The sequence below is a fragment of the Marinobacter sp. DY40_1A1 genome, from assembly GCF_016597815.1.
In the GTDB taxonomy this organism is placed as follows: domain Bacteria; phylum Pseudomonadota; class Gammaproteobacteria; order Pseudomonadales; family Oleiphilaceae; genus Marinobacter; species Marinobacter xiaoshiensis.
This window is the reverse complement of the sequence record NZ_VCHA01000003.1, coordinates 302,916-323,389: the sequence shown is the minus strand read 5'-3', so window position 1 is coordinate 323,389 and position 20,474 is coordinate 302,916. Positions and strand designations below refer to the sequence as shown.

The 20,474-nt window shown below is 54.7% G+C and carries 16 protein-coding genes; 14 read left to right on the top strand and 2 right to left on the bottom strand.

The window, feature by feature from the left end:
- Complete coding sequence (gene recO / locus FFI61_RS09920) at positions 1–726, top strand: DNA repair protein RecO (protein WP_200201896.1); 726 nt, start codon at positions 1–3, stop codon at positions 724–726.
- An 11-nt stretch (positions 727–737) separates the two neighbouring features.
- Entirely contained in the window at positions 738–1,481 is a 744-nt protein-coding gene (gene pdxJ, locus FFI61_RS09915) for a pyridoxine 5'-phosphate synthase (RefSeq protein WP_200201895.1), read from the top strand.
- A gap of 26 nt (positions 1,482–1,507) precedes the next feature.
- Here pdxJ and FFI61_RS09910 read toward each other — a convergent pair whose 3' ends face one another.
- On the bottom strand, positions 1,508–4,384 hold the full coding sequence (locus tag FFI61_RS09910; protein ID WP_200370135.1) for an ATP-binding protein: 2,877 nt from the start codon (positions 4,382–4,384) through the stop codon (positions 1,508–1,510).
- Positions 4,385–4,606: 222 nt separating this feature from the next.
- Between FFI61_RS09910 and cysM the strand changes: the two genes are divergently transcribed.
- From cysM to FFI61_RS09885, 5 genes are all read left to right on the top strand, one after another.
- Positions 4,607–5,500 carry a cysteine synthase CysM gene (gene cysM, locus FFI61_RS09905; RefSeq protein WP_200370134.1) on the top strand — a complete coding sequence of 298 codons (894 nt, stop codon included), beginning with the start codon at positions 4,607–4,609 and terminating at the stop codon, positions 5,498–5,500.
- A 30-nt stretch (positions 5,501–5,530) separates the two neighbouring features.
- Positions 5,531–6,874, top strand: a complete 1,344-nt coding sequence (gene rlmD / locus FFI61_RS09900) for a 23S rRNA (uracil(1939)-C(5))-methyltransferase RlmD (protein ID WP_200201892.1) — start codon at positions 5,531–5,533, stop codon at positions 6,872–6,874.
- 64 nt (positions 6,875–6,938) lie between these two features.
- Positions 6,939–9,179 carry a GTP diphosphokinase gene (gene relA, locus FFI61_RS09895; RefSeq protein ID WP_200201891.1) on the top strand — a complete coding sequence of 747 codons (2,241 nt, stop codon included), beginning with the start codon at positions 6,939–6,941 and terminating at the stop codon, positions 9,177–9,179.
- Positions 9,176–10,030 carry a nucleoside triphosphate pyrophosphohydrolase gene (gene mazG / locus FFI61_RS09890; RefSeq protein WP_200370133.1) on the top strand — a complete coding sequence of 285 codons (855 nt, stop codon included), beginning with the start codon at positions 9,176–9,178 and terminating at the stop codon, positions 10,028–10,030. Before relA ends, mazG begins: the two co-directional genes overlap by 4 nt.
- Before the next feature lie 83 nt (positions 10,031–10,113).
- Complete coding sequence (locus FFI61_RS09885; protein ID WP_200201889.1) at positions 10,114–10,458, top strand: pilin assembly protein; 345 nt, start codon at positions 10,114–10,116, stop codon at positions 10,456–10,458.
- Between the two features lie 36 nt (positions 10,459–10,494).
- Here FFI61_RS09885 and FFI61_RS09880 read toward each other — a convergent pair whose 3' ends face one another.
- On the bottom strand, positions 10,495–10,728 hold the full coding sequence (locus FFI61_RS09880; protein ID WP_200201888.1) for a hypothetical protein: 234 nt from the start codon (positions 10,726–10,728) through the stop codon (positions 10,495–10,497).
- 97 nt (positions 10,729–10,825) lie between these two features.
- Here FFI61_RS09880 and ppc point away from each other — a divergent pair, with 97 nt between their 5' ends.
- The 7 genes from ppc to FFI61_RS09845 all read left to right on the top strand — a co-directional run bounded on the left by ppc (position 10,826) and on the right by FFI61_RS09845 (position 20,313).
- On the top strand, positions 10,826–13,471 hold the full coding sequence (gene ppc, locus FFI61_RS09875; protein WP_200370132.1) for a phosphoenolpyruvate carboxylase: 2,646 nt from the start codon (positions 10,826–10,828) through the stop codon (positions 13,469–13,471).
- Between the two features lie 61 nt (positions 13,472–13,532).
- Positions 13,533–14,906, top strand: a complete 1,374-nt coding sequence (locus tag FFI61_RS09870) for an HDOD domain-containing protein (RefSeq protein WP_200202112.1) — start codon at positions 13,533–13,535, stop codon at positions 14,904–14,906.
- 201 nt (positions 14,907–15,107) lie between these two features.
- The gene (adk, locus tag FFI61_RS09865) at positions 15,108–15,761 is read left to right on the top strand and encodes an adenylate kinase (protein ID WP_200201886.1); all 654 of its coding nucleotides are present in this window, start codon (positions 15,108–15,110) and stop codon (positions 15,759–15,761) included.
- 33 nt (positions 15,762–15,794) lie between these two features.
- The gene (gene tsaB, locus FFI61_RS09860; RefSeq protein WP_200370131.1) at positions 15,795–16,493 is read left to right on the top strand and encodes a tRNA (adenosine(37)-N6)-threonylcarbamoyltransferase complex dimerization subunit type 1 TsaB; all 699 of its coding nucleotides are present in this window, start codon (positions 15,795–15,797) and stop codon (positions 16,491–16,493) included.
- Positions 16,494–16,505: 12 nt separating this feature from the next.
- Complete coding sequence (locus tag FFI61_RS09855; RefSeq protein ID WP_200201884.1) at positions 16,506–17,345, top strand: class I SAM-dependent methyltransferase; 840 nt, start codon at positions 16,506–16,508, stop codon at positions 17,343–17,345.
- A gap of 896 nt (positions 17,346–18,241) precedes the next feature.
- On the top strand, positions 18,242–18,565 hold the full coding sequence (locus FFI61_RS09850; protein WP_200370130.1) for a hypothetical protein: 324 nt from the start codon (positions 18,242–18,244) through the stop codon (positions 18,563–18,565).
- A gap of 164 nt (positions 18,566–18,729) precedes the next feature.
- Complete coding sequence (locus FFI61_RS09845; protein WP_200370129.1) at positions 18,730–20,313, top strand: IS1182 family transposase; 1,584 nt, start codon at positions 18,730–18,732, stop codon at positions 20,311–20,313.
- Positions 20,314–20,474 lie beyond the last annotated feature (161 nt).

Genomic DNA, 20,474 nt, shown 5'->3' with positions numbered 1-20,474 from the left:
ATGAGAAGAGACGCGCAACAACAGGAGCCCGCTTATGTGATCCATCGGCGGCCCTGGCGGGAAACCAGCCTCATGGTTGACCTTTTTACTCTGAATCACGGCCGTCTTAGCGTGGTAGCCCGGGGTGCCAGCGGTAATAAAAGCCCACTGAAAGCTCAGCTTCAGCCTTTCCAGCCACTGATGCTGAGTTGGGTGGGGCGCGGCGATCTGAAAACTCTGACCGATGTGGATGTGCGTGATGGCCAGGCCCTGCACCGCACGGTTTCCCTTTATAGTGGTCTGTATCTGAATGAGTTGATACAACGGGTATTGCCCCAGGCCGATCCTCACCCCACACTCTTTGCTGCTTATATTGAAGCGCTGGGCCAGCTTGCACAAACGTCGGATGTAGAGCCGGTATTGCGAAAGTTTGAGCAGGCGTTTGCGGCTGCCCTGGGGTACGATTTTCGCTGGGATGAGGTGATGGACACGGGCAAGGCAGTCCATGCCGCACAGGTTTATTGCTACGACCCGGAACAGGGTATTGTTGCTGCAGCGTCCGCCGGTGTGCGTTTGCAAAATCTGCCTGGGGAGACGCTGCTGGCACTTGCTGGTGGGGATTATGAATCTGCCGCGAGCCGACGGGTGTCAAAGCGGGTCATGCGCGTACTGACAGATTATCTGCTTCAGGGGCGCCCGTTGAACAGTCGCAGTCTTTTTAGTCATCTTTCTATTCGCTCATCATGAGGGAGAACGACATGAATCCTAGAGTATTGCTTGGTGTCAATATCGATCATATTGCTACCTTACGTGAGGCCCGGGGAACGCGTTATCCCGATCCGGTCCAGGCCGCTTTGATGGCAGAAGAAGCCGGGGCCGATGGTATTACCATCCATCCCAGAGAAGATCGTCGTCACATTCAGGACCGCGATGTATTGCTGCTAAAAGAAGTGCTTCAAACCAAAATGAATCTCGAGATGGCGGTAACTGATGCCATGCTGGAATTCGCCGAGAAAGTCCGCCCTGAGTGTGTGTGCCTGGTTCCGGAAAAGCGGGAAGAGTTAACAACCGAGGGTGGTCTTGATGTGGTAGGTCAGGAGAAGCGCGTGGCAAATGCGTGTGAGCGCCTTGCCAAGCTTGGCGCCGAAGTCTCGCTCTTTATTGATCCGGACCCTGCACAGATTGATGCAGCAGTGCGTTGTGGTGCTCCGGTTATCGAGCTTCATACTGGCGAGTACGCTGAGGCGGTTGGTGCTGAAGCCCAGGACGCGACGTTCAAAGCGCTATCAGACGCCGTCAGTTACGCCCGCAAGAAAGGGCTAATTGTGAATGCGGGGCATGGCTTGCATTATCACAACACCGAGCGGATCGCCGCTATTCCCGGTATCAATGAACTGAACATTGGCCACGCGATTATTGCCAGAGCCTTATTCACCGGCCTCAAAGAGGCAGTTAAGGATATGAAGGCCATTCTTGACCGGGCGGGCAGGCAAGCCGGATAAGGTCTTGCAGGTGCACCCATCCATCATCAGCTGGTTTCGGCCCGCTGATGATGAGCCCGGAACATTTGCTGCCAGTCTGTTTGTTCGCTCCAGATTTGCAAACGCTCAATAGCTGACATTAGCTGGTCTTTCTGCAGTTCCATGTCAGGCGCTGAGCATTTGAGGGCGGTTTCCAGCTGGTTTGCGGCAGTTCGCAGTTCCGGAACGCCGCAGTAGCGCGTGGCACCGTGCAGCTTATGCACGCACTCCAGCAGGCCGGCCAGATCACCAGTATTCCAGAGCTGGTTAATACTGTTGAAATCTGCCGGCAACTGTTCCAGCAGCATGCTGAACAACTCTTCCGCCAAATCTGTTTTCCCTGCCGCCAGTTGAATACCCTCATCCACACTTACGCACTCTCGCTGCATCTTCCGGGTGGAAGGTCTGAGGGCGCGCCTGGTGTCGCGCACCTCCGGCACAGGAATTCGGCCTGCTTCACCGGCGCTTTGGCAACGGTATCCGGTGCATTCGAAGATGGTATCTGCAAGCTGCCCGCTACTGATAGGCTTGGGCATATAGCCGTCAAAACCCTGCCGGGTCAAACGCTCCTGCTCATCCGCCAGGGCGTGTGCCGTGAGGGCAATAATGGCTGTTCTGTGGTTGCTGTTGTCCATGTCACGGATTCGGGCCGTTGTTTCTACTCCGTCCATGCCAGGCATCTGAAGATCCATGAACACCAGATCAAAGGACTTCTGCCTGGCTTTGCTCAGGGCCTCGAAGCCGCTTGAAGCGCCTTCTGCGTCTATTTGATAATCCTGCAACAGGGTCATGACCAGCTTAAGGTTGGCATCGTTGTCGTCCACTGCCAGTACGCGGGGCACATTCACCGGGGCGGGCAGTCGTGCGCTGTAGTCCTGGCGTGAAATGCCTTGTCCGGATGTGTTGATGCCGTGTACCAGGAGCAGCAATTCATCGTACAAGGCATCTCGACAAACGGGCTTTGTCAGGTGGCCACTGGCCAGCCCGGCCAGCGGGGTGTCATGGACGTCGAGGGTCGGTGTAAGAAGCAGGGTGCGGCAATCCCGCTCTATCTCCACGGCTCGCACCAGCCCGCAGTACTGGCTGGAATTGAGCAGATGCCGTGTAATACCAATGATAGCGACGGCGTACCCGGATTGGCTTTTCTGGGCCTCTTCAATCTTCTCCTGCATGGCGCTTGGGCAGGTAACGCGATCAACCGTCATTCCCCAGTCCCGCAGCAGGTGTTCAACGGCAAGGCCACAGGTTTTCTGGTGTTCCAGATAGATGGCCCGCTCGCCCCGCAAAGCGTCCCGGGGGGCGACGGCTTCGCCACTTGAGGACAGTTCTGGAGTTAGAGTGAACCAGAAGGTAGAGCCTTTGCCCAGTTCACTTTGCAAGCCAATCTGGCCACCCATTTCTTCCACCAGACGCTTGGAAATGGCCAGCCCAAGGCCTGTGCCACCATATTGCCTTGCGGTAGATGCATCGGCCTGGCTGAAGGCGTTGAACAGCGATTGCTGCTGGGCCCGTGACAAGCCAACGCCAGAATCGGTAATGCTCAGGCGCAGGGTAACGCGGTTACCTTCTTTGTCTTCCTCTTCCAGGCTCGCCCGCAGAACGACTTCACCGGTCTGGGTAAACTTGATGGCGTTGTTGACGAGATTGGTAATTACCTGTTTTACCCGCAAAGGGTCGCCCATTATGTTATCGGGCACATCGTTGTAGACCAGCGGTACCAAATCGAGGTTTTTGCTATGGGCAGCGGGGGCCAGCATCACCATTACCTCTTCCACAATATCCCTGAGCTGGAAGGGAACACGGTCGAGAATCAGCTTGCCGGCTTCAATCTTGGAGAAATCCAGAATGTCGTTAATGATGGTGAGCAAAATTTCGGATGATTTGCGAATGGTGCTCAAATGATCCCTTTGTTGGCGGGGCAAGGGGCTTTTGAGCAGTAGTTCGGTAAAGCCGATAATCCCGTTCAGTGGTGTCCGGATCTCATGGGACATATTTGCCAGGAATTCAGATTTTATGCGGCTGGCTTCCAGGGCTTCCTTGCGCGCGAAATCCAGCTCTATGTTCTGGATTTCAATGGTTTCCAGAGTCTCGCGCAGGTCTTCCGTGGCCTGATCAATGTTTTGCTGCATTTCGGCCTGGGCTTTGCTCAGCTCCTCTGCCATGGCATTAAGGCCAGATTCAAGCTGCTCGAATTCCGGGCCAGCCTTGGTATGAATGCGGGTGTCCAGCTTGCCTTCTTTAAGCTTTGCGACAGCTTCGTTGAGCTCGAACACTGGCCCGGTGAAGGCACGGCTCAAGCGCAGGGCGATCAGCAAACTGAAAATAACGCCACCCAGAACCAGCAGAAGGGAAATCAGTAAGGCTTTGTAGGTCTCTTTTTCCGTACGGATATGAGACATCTCCACTGCCACCCAGCCAAGCGGCTGCCTTTGCTCGGAGGAGGGCTGCTGTGAGCCCTGGTCGTGGATGGACTGAATGATCAGATCCTGGAGAAAAACAGGGTTCACAAAACGTGTACTGGTCTTGCGGGTAATCCGGCTTGCCTCTTCGCTGATCAGCTCTTTGCTGTCGAGGTTGTCTGAACTGCCGGGTCCGGTGTGCAGTAAACGACGGCGGTTGCTGTCGAAGAAGGTAATTGAGCGAACATCCTGCTCTTCCAGCAGGGCGCTGGAAAGATTGCTCAACAGACTGCGGTTTGCCGTGAACAGGCCATATTCTGAGCCAGCCGCGAGTTGGCGAGAGAGTGACTCGCCTCGATCCTTCAGAAGGCTTTCAATATTGTTAACCCAGCTATAGGTAAAAAACATCCCTAGCATAAGGGTGGTGATAAGGGTGGGAACCAGAGTAACCACCAGCACCTTTTTGCGAATGCCCCAACGTCGCATACGAAATTCCTGAAAAATAACTTAACGCCACCTTTATGGGCGGGTTACGTCCTTGTAATAGTAGGTCATCCGGGCGCGGATGTTCTGAGTATCCAAGCCGGCGGAGCCGAAAAATACGTTGCTCATATAGCCTCCAGTCATGGTTTTAGCGAGAAGCTGTATTGGGCGACCGGGGCCATAAGGCGTATCATGCCACGCAAAAGTGTACCACAGGGTTCTCATATGCATTTTCCAACAGTTGAAGATTATGTCGGGCATACGCCTCTGGTTCGATTGCAGCGTCTTCCTGGCGAGACCAGCAATGTAATTCTGGCAAAGCTGGAAGGCAATAACCCGGCGGGCTCTGTAAAAGACCGACCTGCTCTGGGAATGATTCAGGAAGCGGAGCGTCGCGGTGAGATTCAGCCCGGGGATACGCTGATTGAGGCGACCAGCGGTAATACCGGTATTGCTCTGGCAATGGCAGCCGCCATCAAAGGTTACCGGCTGATACTTATTATGCCGGCCAACATGAGCGAAGAGCGCCGTGCATCCATGAGAGCCTACGGCGCCCGGATCATTACCGTGAGCCAGAAAGAAGGTATGGAAGTGGCCAGAGACATGGCTTTGAAAATGCAGGCGGAAGGCAAAGGCAAGGTGCTGGATCAGTTCAGTAACCAGGACAACCCACTGTCGCATTACCGCACCACAGGCCCTGAAATCTGGGAGCAGACGGCGGGGCGGGTAACGCACTTTGTCAGTTCCATGGGTACCACCGGTACTATTATGGGCGTGTCCCGTTACCTGAAAGAGCGCAACCCGGATATCAGCATCATTGGCCTGCAGCCAAAAGAGGGTGCTTCCATACCGGGAATCCGCCGCTGGCCTGAAGCTTACCTGCCCAGCATATACGATGCTGCCCGGGTGGATCAGGTACTCGATATTGGCCAGCAAGAAGCCGAGGACACCATGCGTGCGCTTGCTGAGCGAGAAGGGATTTTCTGTGGCGTATCATCCGGCGGCTCAGTTGCCGCTGCACTTCGACTGTCTGCCCAGGTTGAAAACGCCATTATCGTAGCCATTATCTGTGACCGCGGCGACCGCTATTTATCCACGGGTGTGTTTCCAAACACCTGAACCTGACTGACGACACCAAGAGAACAGATTATGAGCAGACGACGCAGGAAGGCACTTCCTACGGAACCCGTACGCTGTGAAGTGGACAAGCTAAGCCATGATGGCCGCGGCATAGCTCGTCAGGACGGAAAAATCCTGTTTGTCGATGGTGCCTTGCCCGGTGAAACGGTGATGGCCAAAGTGGTGTCCAGCCGCAGCAAATTTGATGAGCTGCGTACCCTTGAGGTGCTGGAGTCTGCACCGGACCGCCAAACACCTCCATGCGAGTTCGCAGATCTGTGCGGTGGTTGTAGTCTGCAGCACATGAGTAGCGATGCTCAGATCCGCTTCAAGGAAGACACACTGCGTGAACAGTTCGCGCACTTTGGCGGTATAGAGCCTGAGGAGTGGATTGAGCCGCTACGCCCTGACAGCACTTTGGCTTATCGGCGCAAGGCGCGTATGGGTGTGCGTTATGTGAAGGCTCGCGAGTCGGTATTGGTTGGTTTCCGGGAGAAGCGCAACAGCTTCCTTACGGATATTGACCGGTGTGTGGTTTTGGACCCGCGCATTGGGGAGCGTATTGTTCCGCTGCGCGAGTTACTGCACAGCATGGATGCCTATGCCCGCATTCCCCAAGTGGAGATTGCCTGTGGCGACGATACAGCGGCTATGGTTTTCCGCAATATGGATGAACTGAGCAGTGGCGACCAGGAAAAACTGATTGCCTTTGGTCAGGCGCACGAACTGCATATTTATCTGCAGCCGAAAGGGCCGGATACTGTTCATCGCATCTGGCCGGAATCGGCCGGCCGGCAGGATGAGCGGCTCAGCTACCGGCTTGACGCCTTCGACCTGACCATGAAGTTCCATCCCATGGACTTTACCCAAGTCAATGCAGATATTAACAAGGCCATGGTACACAGGGCTGTGGAGTGGCTGGATGTGCAGCCAGGTGAGCGGGTTCTGGATCTGTTCTGCGGGTTAGGCAACTTTACACTGCCACTTGCGCGCAAGGGCGGGCAGGTGATTGGCGTTGAAGGCGACGATGCGATGGTTGTGCGGGGCCGGGAGAATGCGGAACTGAACGGGCTTACGAACGTAGCGTTCCACGGCGCGGATCTGCACGGAGATTTTACCGGCCAGAGCTGGGCGCAGGAGGGGTTTGATAAAATCCTGATCGATCCGCCCCGGTCGGGGGCAGAAGAAATCTGCAAGTACCTGACCGCATTCGGCGCCAAGACCATTGTGTATGTGTCCTGTAACCCTGCCACCCTGGCCAGGGATGCGGGTGTAATGGCCCGAAATGGGTACCGGTTGGTACGTGCTGGAGTGATGGATATGTTTCCTCACACCACGCATGTGGAGTCGATTGCGCTGTTTGAGCGCGACTGACAATGAATGTTGTTGTGCGCAGCAAAGGACTGCTGCGTGAACCACCAGGAATAACAAAACAGATATGGTAAAAGTTCGCGAAGACTACGCAGTGGATGGCGATGGCCAGATTGATATCGATGGTTGGGTTCAGCAGATTTCATCGCAGACCCACCTGGATGATGTGGCGCAATTCCGCAGGGCTTGCGAAAAAGCTGCTGAAATAGATCTGCAGGCCTACCGTGAAGACCGACTGTGGGCAGCTGGTTCCAGCAGCTTTCGCATTGGCATAGAAATGGCTCAGGTGCTTGCAGAGCTGCGCTTGGATCAAACCAGCCTGGTTGCCGCCATTCTCTACCGGGCAGTACGGGAAGAGCGAGTTGCTCTTGAGGTTATCCGCAAGGAGTTTGGTGACGAAGTGGCCATGCTGATCAACGGTGTTCAGCAAATGGCAGCCATCTCCTCGATTCATCATCCGCTTAAAGGCAATGTGCTTGGGCAAAGTGAGGGCCAGCTGGACAATGTCCGCAAAATGCTGGTCACCATGATTGATGATGTCCGGGTGGCGTTAATCAAACTTGCGGAACGCACCTGTGCTATCCGCGGGGTCAAGAATGCGCCGGAAGAAAAGCGCATGCGGGTGGCTCGGGAAGTATTTGATATCTACGCGCCCCTGGCCCATCGCCTGGGTATCGGGCACATCAAGTGGGAGCTGGAAGATCTGTCCTTTCGCTATCTCCATGAGACTGCGTACAAGAAAATCGCAAAGCTTCTGGATGAAAAACGCCTTGATCGCGAGGAGTATATTCGCCGTGTTATCAGCACGCTTCAGGCTGAGCTGAAAGCTTCTGGTATCAACGCTGAACTTTCCGGTCGCGCCAAGCATATCTACAGCATCTGGCGGAAAATGCGCATAAAGGGCATCGACTTTTCTCAGGTGTACGACATCAGAGCTGTGCGCATACTGGTGCCGGAAGTCAAAGACTGCTATGCGGCACTTGGGATTGTGCATGCACTCTGGCGCCACATACCCAATGAATTTGATGACTACGTGGCCAACCCCAAGGAAAATGGTTACCAGTCTCTGCACACGGCGGTTATCGGGCCTGATGGCAAGGTAATGGAGGTTCAGATTCGCACCCACAGCATGCATGAAGATGCTGAGTTGGGAGTGTGTGCTCACTGGCTTTACAAGGGTACGGATAAAAATCAGAAAGCATCCGGCTATGAAGCCAAGATCAACTGGCTTCGCCAGGTGCTGGAGTGGCAGGAGGAATTGGGCGATCTCTCCGGGCTGGCTGATCATCTTAAAACGGACGTTGTATCAGACCGGATATACGTGTTCACGCCCGATGGGCATGTGGTTGATTTGCCTCAGGGTGCTACTCCTGTGGATTTCGCCTACCGGGTGCACACCGAGATAGGCCATGCCTGTCGCGGTGCACGGGTAGATAGCCGGATAGTGCCGCTGACCTACCCGCTGAAAACCGGGGAGCAGGTATTCGTGCTCACCTCCAAGAATAATCCCGCTCCAAGCCGGGACTGGCTGAACCCAAGCCTTGGGTATCTCCAAACGTCCCGTGCAAGAGCCAAGGTTACTCACTGGTTCAAGCAGCAGAATCGCGAACGTAACGTGACCGATGGGCGCGCCATCATTGAAGACGAGCTCAGGCGCTTGTCGTTGCACGACGTGGATTTCGGCCAGGTGGCGGTAAAAGTAAACTATCACAACGCCGAAGATATGTTTGCCGCAGTGGGTGCAGGCGACCTGCGGCCGGCGCATGTGGCCAATGTTGCCCAGCAAATGCTGGAACCGAAATCGGAACAGCTTGATCTGAAGCTGACTGCCCAGCGCCGTAAGCCATACGATACCGAATCGGATATTCACATACTGGGTGTAGGCAAGCTGAAAACCCAGGTGGCGAAGTGCTGCAAGCCTCTGCCGGGGGACGCTATAGGTGGCTACATTACCGTCGGGCGGGGAGTAACGGTTCACCGGCAGGATTGCCTTACCTTCCTGAACTTGCAGGAATTCGAGCCGAACCGGATTATTGAAGTGAGTTGGGGTGGCCAGCAAGCCTCTGTTTACCCGGTGGATATCGAAATCGAAGCCTACGACAGGTCGGGTCTGCTGCGTGATATTACCCAGGTATTGTCCTTGTCAAAGAGTGATGTTCTGGCGCTTCATACCATGACGAACCGGGATGACAACACCGCAACCATGATTGTGACAGTAGAAATCTCCAGCCTGGAACAGTTGGCGCGGTTGCTGGCCCAGATTCGTAACCTGCCCAATATTATTGACGTCAGGCGTAAGCGCTCATGACTTACTCCATTGACGATTTGAAAGTATTGATGGCCCGGCTGCGTGACCCTGAAACCGGTTGCCCCTGGGATACAAAACAAACGTTCAAAAGCATCGTGCCCCATACGCTGGAAGAGGCCTACGAAGTGGCGGATGCCATTGAGCGGGAGGATTACGGAAACCTCAAGGATGAGCTGGGTGATCTGCTGTTTCAGGTGATCTTCTACTCGCAGATAGGGGATGAAGAAGGCCGCTTCAATTTTGATTCTGTGGTCGATAACCTGGTGCGCAAACTTGTTCGGCGACACCCTCATGTTTTTCCCGAGGGTACGCTGGAAAGCCGTATTGATCCGGATAACCGGCCGGACGAAGCCTGGATCAAAGAGAGTTGGGAGCGTATCAAGGCGGAAGAACGGGCACAGGCGCAAAAAGCAGACGCAGCGGATGCGCCATCTCCAAGCCGGCTTGATGGCATTGCACGGGCGCTGCCTGCGATGGTGCGTGCGGAGAAATTGCAGAAGCGGGCGGCAAGACACGGGTTTGACTGGCCAAATATCGAGCCTGTTTTTGACAAGCTCCATGAAGAGATTGATGAGCTGAAAGAGGCCTGGCAGGCCGCCGAATCCGGGAAGGGTGAGCGCGACGCCGTTGAGGACGAACTGGGCGATGTGCTGTTTGTGTGTGTGAACCTCGCCCGCTTTATGAAGGTTAACCCGGAACAGGCAATTGGGCGCACCAATCACAAATTTGAGGCACGGTTCAGGGCCATTGAACAGGCGCTGGTTCAAGAAGGCCGCGACTTTGATGGGGAAACGCTCGAAGCACTCGATGATATCTGGCAGTCAGTCAAAGGTGTGGAAAAGAAGAGCTGATCCTTGGCTTCGTCTACACTGGTTGAAGCAGGAGCGCTGTTTGGGCTCTGAGTGTCACCAACAGGATGCAGGAGTCAGGTTTGATGAAAATAAAAGATCTGGTCAGATACTGGGACAAGCACGCAAGCCGAAAGCTTACTCGTGATACCCACCTTATGGCTTTGTCTGATCATCATCACCAGCAACTTGAGGCCTTATCGACCCTCTACCCACTGAAATCGCCTGAGGATTTGTTGCGCGACTTGATAACGGTGGCGCTTGATGAGATTGAAGCTGAGTTCCCCTATGTGCAGGGGGATCAGGTAGTTGCCTTTGACGAGGATGGCTTTGAACTGTATGAAGACAAAGGGCTTACACCGGAATTTGTGCGTCTTAGCCAAAAGCATATCAAGCGCCTGAAGGCTCGCCAGATCGAATCTGTAGCCTGATTACTCGCTCGCCATCGGTAAACTGGAGTTAAACACCTACAGCTTATGCTTGCCCAACTTTTCTTTTAGCGGATTTCGGCTGGTCAGTTCGTCCAAGGCGGCAGCCACCATGTCATTGAGAATGTCGCTTTCGTTGCGATCGGGGTAAAGCTCGGCCAGAGCTGCAACTCTTGCAGCGTCTCCAAGGGGAAGCCTCAGGCTGTATTCATGAGTGCGCTCTGCAGGCTCTTTCTTTTGCTCCCATTGCTTGGGCAGATCTGTGACTTTCATGGTCGCTCCTCAGGCATCTAAACGCCAATAGACTTTTCCAGTCGTTCCTTAGTATCGTTAGTTTACTTTGTCTCCGTCAATCCATAAGGACGCCAATGTGACCGAGCTACACCCTGATCTCCGAGAAAATGTCCGTATGCTGGGCGAGTTGCTGGGGCAGAGCATACAGCGACACCCCGGCCGTGAATGTTATGACCTTATTGAGGAAATCCGGGCTGCTGCCAAATCGGACCGCCGGCAGGAAAGCGGCTCTGGTCAGCGACTGGTCAGCCTTCTGGGCAAATTAAGCGATGATGAGCTGTTACCGGTCACCAGAGCCTTCAACCAGTTTCTTAACCTTGCGAACCTGGCTGAGCAGTATCATGGTATTCGTCGCAAGCGCGGGCACCAGTCGGACCTTATGGTTGAGCCTTTGGCAGGCGTGTTCGAACGCTTGAAAACCAGCGGAGTGACGGCCGAAGCATTGCATAAATGTGTAGCCGATATGCGTGTGGAGTTTGTGCTAACGGCGCATCCCACAGAAGTCGCACGCCGCACACTGATCATGAAATACGATGAGATGTCGGAATGCTTGGCCCGTCTGGATCACGATGACCTGTTGCCGGCAGAACAGGATGCCATCACCGAGCGATTGTCCCGGCTTGTGGCAGAAGCCTGGCACACAGATGAAATTCGACATGAGCGCCCTACGGCAGTTGATGAAGCCAAGTGGGGGTTTGCAGTTATCGAAAACAGCCTTTGGCAAGCTCTGCCCCGGTTTCTTGCCGATCTTGATACGTCGCTTCAGGACGCAACGGGCCAAGGGCTGCCATTGCAGGCAACGCCTGTGCGCATTGCATCCTGGATGGGTGGCGACCGCGATGGCAATCCGAACGTCACCCATGAGGTAACCCGAAAGGTATTCCTGCTTGGGCGCTGGATGGCTGCCGATCTGTTTCTCCGCGACATCAAATCGCTGCGGGCTGAGCTTTCCATGTGGCAAGCAAACGATGAGCTGCGTGGCCTTGCCGGCGATTCCCGCGAACCTTACCGTCATGTGTTGGCGGAGCTTCGTGACCGGCTGATTAAAACCCGCGATTGGGCAGAAGCCTCTATCAACGGAGAGCCTGCCGATAGCAATGGCATATTGTTCGAAAATGAAGATCTCACTGCGCCGCTTGAACTTTGTTATCGCTCAATGGTGGAGTGCGGGCTTGAGCACATAGCCAAAGGTGCTTTGCTGGACACTATCCGCCGCGCCCATACGTTCGGCTTGCCATTGATTCGTCTCGATATCCGTCAGGAAGCCACCCGACACGCGGAAGCGGTTGCGGAAATGGTGGAGTATCTTGGCTTGGGTGATTACCTTTCATGGCCTGAAAAAGACCGACAGGCCTTTCTGGTTCGTGAGCTGCAGGGGCGTCGCCCGCTGGTCCCCCGGAACTGGGAACCTTCCGAGCTGGTGCGTGAGGTTTTGGATACCTGCGAGGTGGTTGCACAGCAAACGCCGGAAGCGCTGGGCTCCTACGTTATTTCGATGGCCAGCAAGCCGTCTGATGTTCTGAGTGTCATCTTGCTGCTTCGTGAATCCGGCATGAAATTCCCCATGCGTGTTGTGCCCTTGTTTGAAACCCTGGACGACCTGCAAGGTGCGCCTGAAAGCATGGCCGCCTTGTACGAGGTGGACTGGTACCGGGACTACTGCCAGGGACGTCAGGAGGTCATGATTGGTTACTCGGATTCGTCCAAGGATGCCGGCCAGCTAATGGCTGCCTGGGCGCAATACCAGGCCCAGGAAAAGCTTACTCAGGTGGCAGGTCGTTACGGCGTGCACCTGACTCTGTTCCATGGTCGGGGGGGAACTGTCGGCCGAGGTGGTGGACCAGCCAATCGTGCGATTCTTTCCCAGCCTCCCGGTTCGGTAAATGGCAGTTTCCGCATTACAGAACAGGGCGAAATGATCCGGTTCAAGTTCGGCCTTCCCCAGCTTGCGGTGCAAAGCCTGACGCTATACACCACAGCTGTTATCGAGGCGACTCTGGCACCACCACCTGAGCCAGAAGATGCATGGCGAGACACCATGGACTGGTTGACGGAGCGATCGCTCAAAGCTTATCGGGATGTGGTTCGGGAGAACCCGGATTTTGTACCCTATTTCCGCCAGGTAACCCCCGAGCAGGCTTTGGGAAAGCTGGCGTTGGGCAGCCGGCCAGCCAGGCGTAAAGCCAGCGGTGGAGTGGAAAGCTTGCGGGCTATTCCCTGGATTTTTGCCTGGACTCAAATGCGGCTAATGCTACCCAGCTGGCTTGGCAGCGACGTGGCGTTGGAAGATGCAGCTAAAGAGGGACGCTTGCCTGTCTTGCGTGAGATGATGCATGGCTGGCCGTTCTTCCGCACCTATGTAGACATGCTTGAAATGGTGTTGGCCAAGGCGGATCTGCGCATTGCCAGTTACTATGAGAAAACTCTGCTGGACGACGATAAGCTCAGAGCGCTCGGGGTAAGCCTGGGTGCTCGTCTTGAGGGCTGCGTTCAGCGCTTGCTGGAACTCAAGGAACAGGACAAGTTGCTGGAAGACGAGCCGGTTTTTGCTCACTCCATGCGCGTTCGCAACCCCTACACAGATCCCTTGCACTATCTTCAGGCAGAATTGTTGAGGCGTGACCGGGAGAGTGAAGGCAAAGGAGAGGTTCCTGAGCTGGTAGAACGAGCACTTAAGGTTACAATGGCGGGAATTTCCGCCGGAATGCGCAACACCGGCTAAATCGGCCGGGAATGGATAGAGGGGCAGAGGCGCCCCTGCCATGGATAACAGGAGTATTCTTTTGGCTCTCGCAGCGCGACTGGAGCGATTTTTTAATCAGCAAGGCATTGCTTATCAGGAGCGGCCCATCGGTCGGGCTAGCAGCCTGGATGAGGCCGTATCGGCCTTGGGCGAATCCCGGAAAAACGTCATTAAAGCAACACTGCTGATTGATATCAGTGGCATTGTTATGGCTGTGCACAAATTCGACAGTGCGCTTGATACAGAAGCTCTACACCAGTTGACAGGGCGCCATTTGCAACCCCTGACGGCGCAGCAGACCATGCGGTTGTTCGGTGATTGTGACCCCGGGTTTACGCCACCAATTGGCAATGCTTACGAGTTGCCAGTATTGCTGGATGAAGGTATCTCACAGGCTGAGCAGGTGTTGTTTTCCAGTGGCACAGATCACTCCATGGTAGAGCTGGATGGGCGCTCGTTGCGGCTGGCGATGGCCGGTAGCCGGGAAGGGAATCTGGCTATTCGCGGGCCGGGTAATAACGGTGGCCGGGATGCGCTGACGCTGGCAGAAGTCGCCAGCAAATTGAAAAAACTGTATCGATTGCCGCCTATGCCGGCACTGGCATTGCGTATTTTGCGCTTGACGTCCAACACCGAGGCCACGGCCCGGGAGCTGGCGGAGCTTATTGAGTTTGACCCTAGCCTGACGGCGCAGGTAATGCGCTATGCCCGGTCGGCGCTGTTCAATTACCCGGGCCAGATTAACTCTGTTCAGGATGCTGTAACCCGCGTGCTGGGCTTCGACCGGGTTGCCCACATAGCATTGGGCATTGCTTCAGTTCGTGCGTTCGATGTGCCCAAGGCGGGCATCCTGGGTATGGATAGTTTTTGGCGTCACTCACTTTACTGTGCTTTTGTGAGTCAACGCATGGCGCCTCGCTGCGGTGCAGACAAAGGCTTGGCGTATTTGTGCGGCTTGTTGCACAACTTTGGTTTGTTGCTGGTTGGGCACTTGTTTCCGGCAGAATTCAAAGAGCTCAATAAGCTGCGAGAAGCCAACCCGGAAGCCAGCATGCAGTCTCTGGAGCAGCAGGTGTTCGGGCAGGGCGGTGAGCAGGAAATTATTTCTGTAGGTCACGGTGCCATTGGCGGAATTCTGCATCGTCTCTGGGAGTTGCCTGACCCGGTTGTCAAAGCTGCAGGCGTGCACCAGCAGCCAGGCTACCAAGGTGAGCATCAAAACTATGTGATGATGGTTCAGCTGGCTAACGCATTGCTGAAGGAGCGAGGCATTGGCGACGAGTTCAATTCAGATGATATTCCTGCCTTGCTGGATGGCCTGGGGTTGGAGCCAGGATTCGTGGATGAGTTGAATGTCGAAATTGATCAGGTGGCCCCGGAACTGGATGCCCTGGCATCGTCACTGAACACCTGATGCTGGTCTTGCTAGCCTCCGTTATACGTCAGTTTTATGTAGATGATACGGAGGTCGACTTTCTCTGAAGTGCCTGACTTCGTATAATGCGCCATCGTCGAATTCGACCGACATCTGTTTCAACGGGAGAGGTTGTCGCAAAGGCACGGGTTTTTGCCACAGTTTTTCAAACTTTAATAACGAAAACGGGAGCACAGCTGTATGCGAATCATCATGTTAGGCGCACCAGGCGCGGGAAAGGGGACTCAGGCCCAATTTATAACTGAGCGTTTTGGTATTCCCCAGATTTCCACTGGCGATATGCTGCGGGCCGCTGTTAAAGCTGAAACTGAGCTTGGACTGCAGGTTAAAGAAGTGATGGCGACCGGCGGCCTGGTCTCTGATGACATCATTATTGCGCTGATTGAAGAGCGGGTTAAGAGCCCTGACTGCAAAAATGGATATTTGCTGGACGGCTTCCCGCGCACAATTCCCCAGGCTGAAGCTTTGAAAGATCAGGGCATTGTTATCGACTATGTTGTCGAGATCGCTGTGGACGACGAAGAGATTGTTAGCCGTTTGTCTGGTCGCCGTGTGCATGAGGGTAGTGGCCGGATTTATCACGTCAAATACGATCCACCCAAGGTGGAAGGTAAAGACGATGAAACGGGTGAGCCGCTGATGCAGCGTGCAGACGACAAGGAAGAAACCGTTCGCAAGCGCCTGAAGATCTACCACGATCAGACCGCGCCGTTGATCGGCTACTATCAGGATCTGGCCAAGACCCAGCCAGAAGTGGCACCAGAATATGTGAGCGTAGACGGTGTAGGCAGTCTGGACAGTATTCGCGAACAGATTAGTGCTCGCCTCAAGTAATCCATTGATGTTCTATCGAGGCCATTCACGCCTGTGAAACTTTTGGCACTGGACACCTCCTCAGAGGGCTGCTCTGCAGCCCTTTTTGTTGACGGTGAGGTTATCGAGAAGTTTGAGATTGCGCCCAGAGGCCATACACGCCTTCTGATGCCCATGCTGCGAGAGTTATTGGCGGAGCAAGGGCTTAAACCAGCCGATCTCGATGCCCTGGCATTTGCCCGTGGCCCGGGATCCTTTACTGGTGTCCGTATCGCCACGGGTGTGGTTCAGGGCCTGGCATGGGGGCTCAACCTTCCGGTTGTTCCGGTCTCTTCGCTTGAAACGGTTGCGCTTGGCGCTATTGAGGCCTTGCAGGTAAGTGAAGGCCAAGGCGTAGCTGTCGCCTTTGATGCCCGCATGAGCGAAGTCTACTGGGGCTGCTTTTTGAATCGCTCGGGCTTGCCAGAGCTGATTGGCGCGGAGCGCGTCTGTTCACCGTCCAGCGTTGTTCTGGAGCCCGGAATTGAAGAGTGGGCTGGTGCGGGCCAGGGTTGGGCATTTCGTGAAAAGATGCCCCCGGAGGCTTCAAGCCTGATCACTGCGGTGGATGAATCTCTCATTCCCCGGGCTGCCTGGGTTGCACGTCTGGCCGCGTTGAAGTTCAGTCAGGGATTGGCTGTGCCGGCAGAGCAGGCGCAACCGGTTTACATCCGCGATGAAGTTACCTGGAAGAAATTGCCGGGCCGTGAATAAGGTTTTTATCTGATGTCACGCCCTAACGCTTCGAAAGTCCCCTTTGACCACACACGTATTCCGTTGGCTGTCGCCCGAAGTCCGCTTGGCGATGATCACAAGGCCAAACTGCTTGGCTCTGATTTATCCTTGCCGTACCTTGGTGTTGTCCGCCCGAAAGATGTGCAGCAGGCTGATGCCTTACTGTTTCTGGACGAGAACGGATTGTGTCTGCAAGTAGCCGGAAAAGGCGCACCAGGCCCTGTGAGAGCAGAGTTTGTGACCGGCAAGATGGGATACCGTCGTGAGCATGGTGGAGGCTCCGGCCAGCTTGTTGCGCGCGCTGTTGGCTTACAGAAAGCCAAAGCAGGCTTGCATGTTCTGGATGCCACTGCTGGCTTGGGTCAGGACGCGTTCGTGCTCGCTAGCCTTGGTTGTCATGTCAGCCTGTTTGAACGTAACCCCGTGATTCATGCGTTGCTGGCGGATGGTTTGGCCCGGGCAGCCCTGAATATGGATTGCGCACCCATCATCGCCCGAATGACACTGAGGGCCGGGAGTAGCATTGACTGGTTGACTAGCGTTGAAGAGGCCTCAGAAGTGGCCGATGTTATCTATCTCGACCCCATGTTTCCCCACAGGGACAAATCTGCGCTGGTGAAGAAAGAAATGCAGGTGTTCCGAACGGTAGTAGGGGATGACGACGACTCAGAAGCTTTGTTGAACGCTGCACTGGCCACCGCAACCTATCGCGTGGTGGTTAAACGCCCACGGAAGGCACCGGCGATCCCCGGGCCTGAGCCGAGCACCCGGGTAGAGGGCAAGAGTAGCCGTTACGATATCTACCCTGTCCGCGCATTACCCTCGCGCTAGCCCTCTAGCCGATCCTTTGCCCACCGACGCTCCGCGTTACGATGCCACTACAAGCCGTGACTGACCTCCTCAGATACATTTTGGCCTAACCTGGCCTCCAGGTTTGAAGCTGGTGTTGTAGTTCCTGTGATATTCGAAGATCCGAATCCAACCAGCACGGGCGCGCATGCTGCAGGAGTTATACGAACGCGTTCGCAAAACTCCAGAACTCTTCCGAGAAAAGAGGATAACTATCTGATAGGGTTCGAAAGTTGGAGTATGAAGGGTGGAGTTATACGCCCATGGTGGGAGCGGGAGTGGTTCTGAAGAGGGCGTATAACTCCGGCGGTGGCCGTGGTAATTGGTGCTCAAGATTTTGTTTTTATTTGGAAAATCGTGTTTTCTTGAGTGTGCTTGAATGGAGTTTTACGAATAAGTGATATACGAACTCGTTCGTATAATTAGCTGTTATAGCGGTGGGTTGATTGCATAGGTTTTCTTGCCTTATCTCGGAAGGTTACCTGAATTTACTGTATGTATAAACAGTATTTTTCTGGTTTTGAAAACCGGTGCAAGAAAACAAATAGAGCGGATCGCCGTTGAACGCTCTCCCTGCTACCCTCAAGAGCCAAGCCAGACGGATAAGTCGCGGCTTGATCCGTCTGGCTTGGCTCTTGAGGGAAGGTGGATCAATCGGCAATCGTGGTCGCCTTTGTTCCGTGCCTTCGCATCTTCGGTGCCCCCGCTGACCACTGGCCTGATAACTTCCCAGGGATGTCTGCCGGGTTTGGAGTGGCCTGTGAGTGAGGTGGAATATGAGAGTCTTTCAGGACGGTCCGTATAACCACACGTTAAGTCGGACCCTGGCTGGCGCCAGTGCCGCTTAACATCCATCGTTATGACCAAGGAAGGGAAAGATGGGAGTAGTCTTAAAGTTAGCAATACTGATTTTCTGCATTCGGCATGTCATGAACAATGGACGGCCGGGGCAGACAACTGCAATTTATGCTGGCACGTTCCTAGTGATCGGTCTGCTACTGGCTTTTTTCCAGCAGTTCACCCCCTTTGTTGGGATAATCTTGGCACTAACATTTGTGTATGACCTCGTGACGGGTTTTGTCTTTTTCTGGCTTATCGATCGCTACTATGGCAACCCGCTCGCATTTTATACAATCATCATTTTGGGCATAGCTGCGAGCGTCGGTATCAAATTTTTACTGGTGTTCGGGCTTCAGTCATAACCAGTGCATTAAATTCGTTCCGGCCCGAGGGGCCTCCACCGGACGGCTTTTTCTCCGCTTCGCTGCGTAAAAGCCGCCGTTTATGCAGGCGTTGAGGCTGTAGAAAAACCCCGAAATCGCGCCTCGGTTTGATAGGATCAAGCAAACAGACAAGGAGCCGTCAGATGCCCAAAGCCAAGCCCCGCTTCAGGCCCTATAACCACGATCAGGACACTATTCTCGTGGTGAATTATAAAGAGCAGCTTCAGCCCGGCACCTTCGAACATGCCGTGCACTACCTGATTCAACACAAGCTCGATCTGTCGGTTTTTTATCCGAGGTACCGCAATAAGGACACAGGCCGTCGGGCCTACGATCCGGCTATCCTGTTGCCCGTTATTCTGTTTGCCTATTCCCGCGGTATCACCTCTAGCCGGGAGATCCAGTGGTGCTGCGAGACCAACGTTATTTTCAAAGCCCTGTCCTGCGACACGGTGCCCCATTTCACGACCTTAGCCAAGTTCGTCAGCAGCCATGCTGATGAGATTGAGGAGTTGTTCGAGCAGGTGCTGCTGGTCTGTGACGAACAGGGCTTGCTGGGCCACGAACTATTTGCCATCGACGGTTGCAAGATGTCCTCCAATGCCGCCAAGGAATGGTCTGGCACCTTTAAAGAGCTGGAGGAGAAACGCCAGAAACTCAAACGACTCATCCGCCACCATCTGAAAGAACACCACGAACGGGACGAGGCGGAAACCGAGGCCGAGCTGGACCGGGATATCCGCCGGGCGAAGACGGTTCTCTCTCTGGACGAGTCCTTGCAGAAAGTGGATCGCTTCCTAAAGACCAACAGCCCAAGGATGGGCCAGGGGAAACGACGCAAGGAAGTGAAGAGCAACATCACCGATAACGAAAGCGGCAAGATGACCACCAGCAAGGGCACGATCCAGGGCTATAACGGCGTGGCCACGGTGGACAAGAAACACCAGATCATCATCGATGCTCAAGCCTTCGGCGAAGGCCAGGAACACCACACTCTGCAACCGGTTCTGGAAAGTGTCGAAGCCCGATTCAGGAAACTGGGCATCGCGGACAACATCTACCAGCAAGGCACTGTGGTAACCGCCGACACCGGCTTCGCCAACGAAGCCAATATGAAGTACCTGCATGAACGGAATATCAATGGCTACATTCCGGACAACCGGTTCCGCAGCCGGGATCCCAAGTTCGCGCATCAGAAAGACAAATACGGCAGGCGTCACCAGAACCAGCCAGACACAGGCTGGAAAGAGATCATCCCGGCCCGTGAATTCCAGTTCGATCCGGTCACGCTCACCTGTATCTGCCCGGCAGGGCAAGAGCTTCATTATGAGGCGACTCGCACGGATGGGAATGGTGTCTCCCGTGCCCACTTCAAAGGCCGCCTGCTGCAGTGTCGTCATTGCCCCAAAAAGCACCAGTGCATGCAAAACCCGGCGTCGGCTGACCACCGCAAAGGCAGTGGCAGGCAAGTGACGTTTGCATTAGAACGCAATCGTACGCCGAGCTATACCGACTGGATGAAGCATCGGGTGGATAGCTCTAAAGGTAAAGAGATTTACAGTCATCGCATGTCGGTGGTGGAACCCGTGTTCGGCAACATTGGCACCAACAAACGGCTGAACCGGTTCAGTCTCAGGGGAAAGAAGAAGGTGCAGGGCCAGTGGCAGTTGTACTGCTTGGTACACAATATTGAGAAGCTGGCTAATTATGGGCGGATGGCGGCATGACCGGGGGAGCAAGCCCTCCCGAAATACCCCTTAGGCACAAGGTTACGGGCGCCTGAACACTGAAATACCGGGATTGAGGGCTATAAAGGGCAATCAATCCGAAAACAGGAAGTTGCTGGGCGAACTGACCGGCTAAAAAAAACGAGATCGCAGGCGGTGGA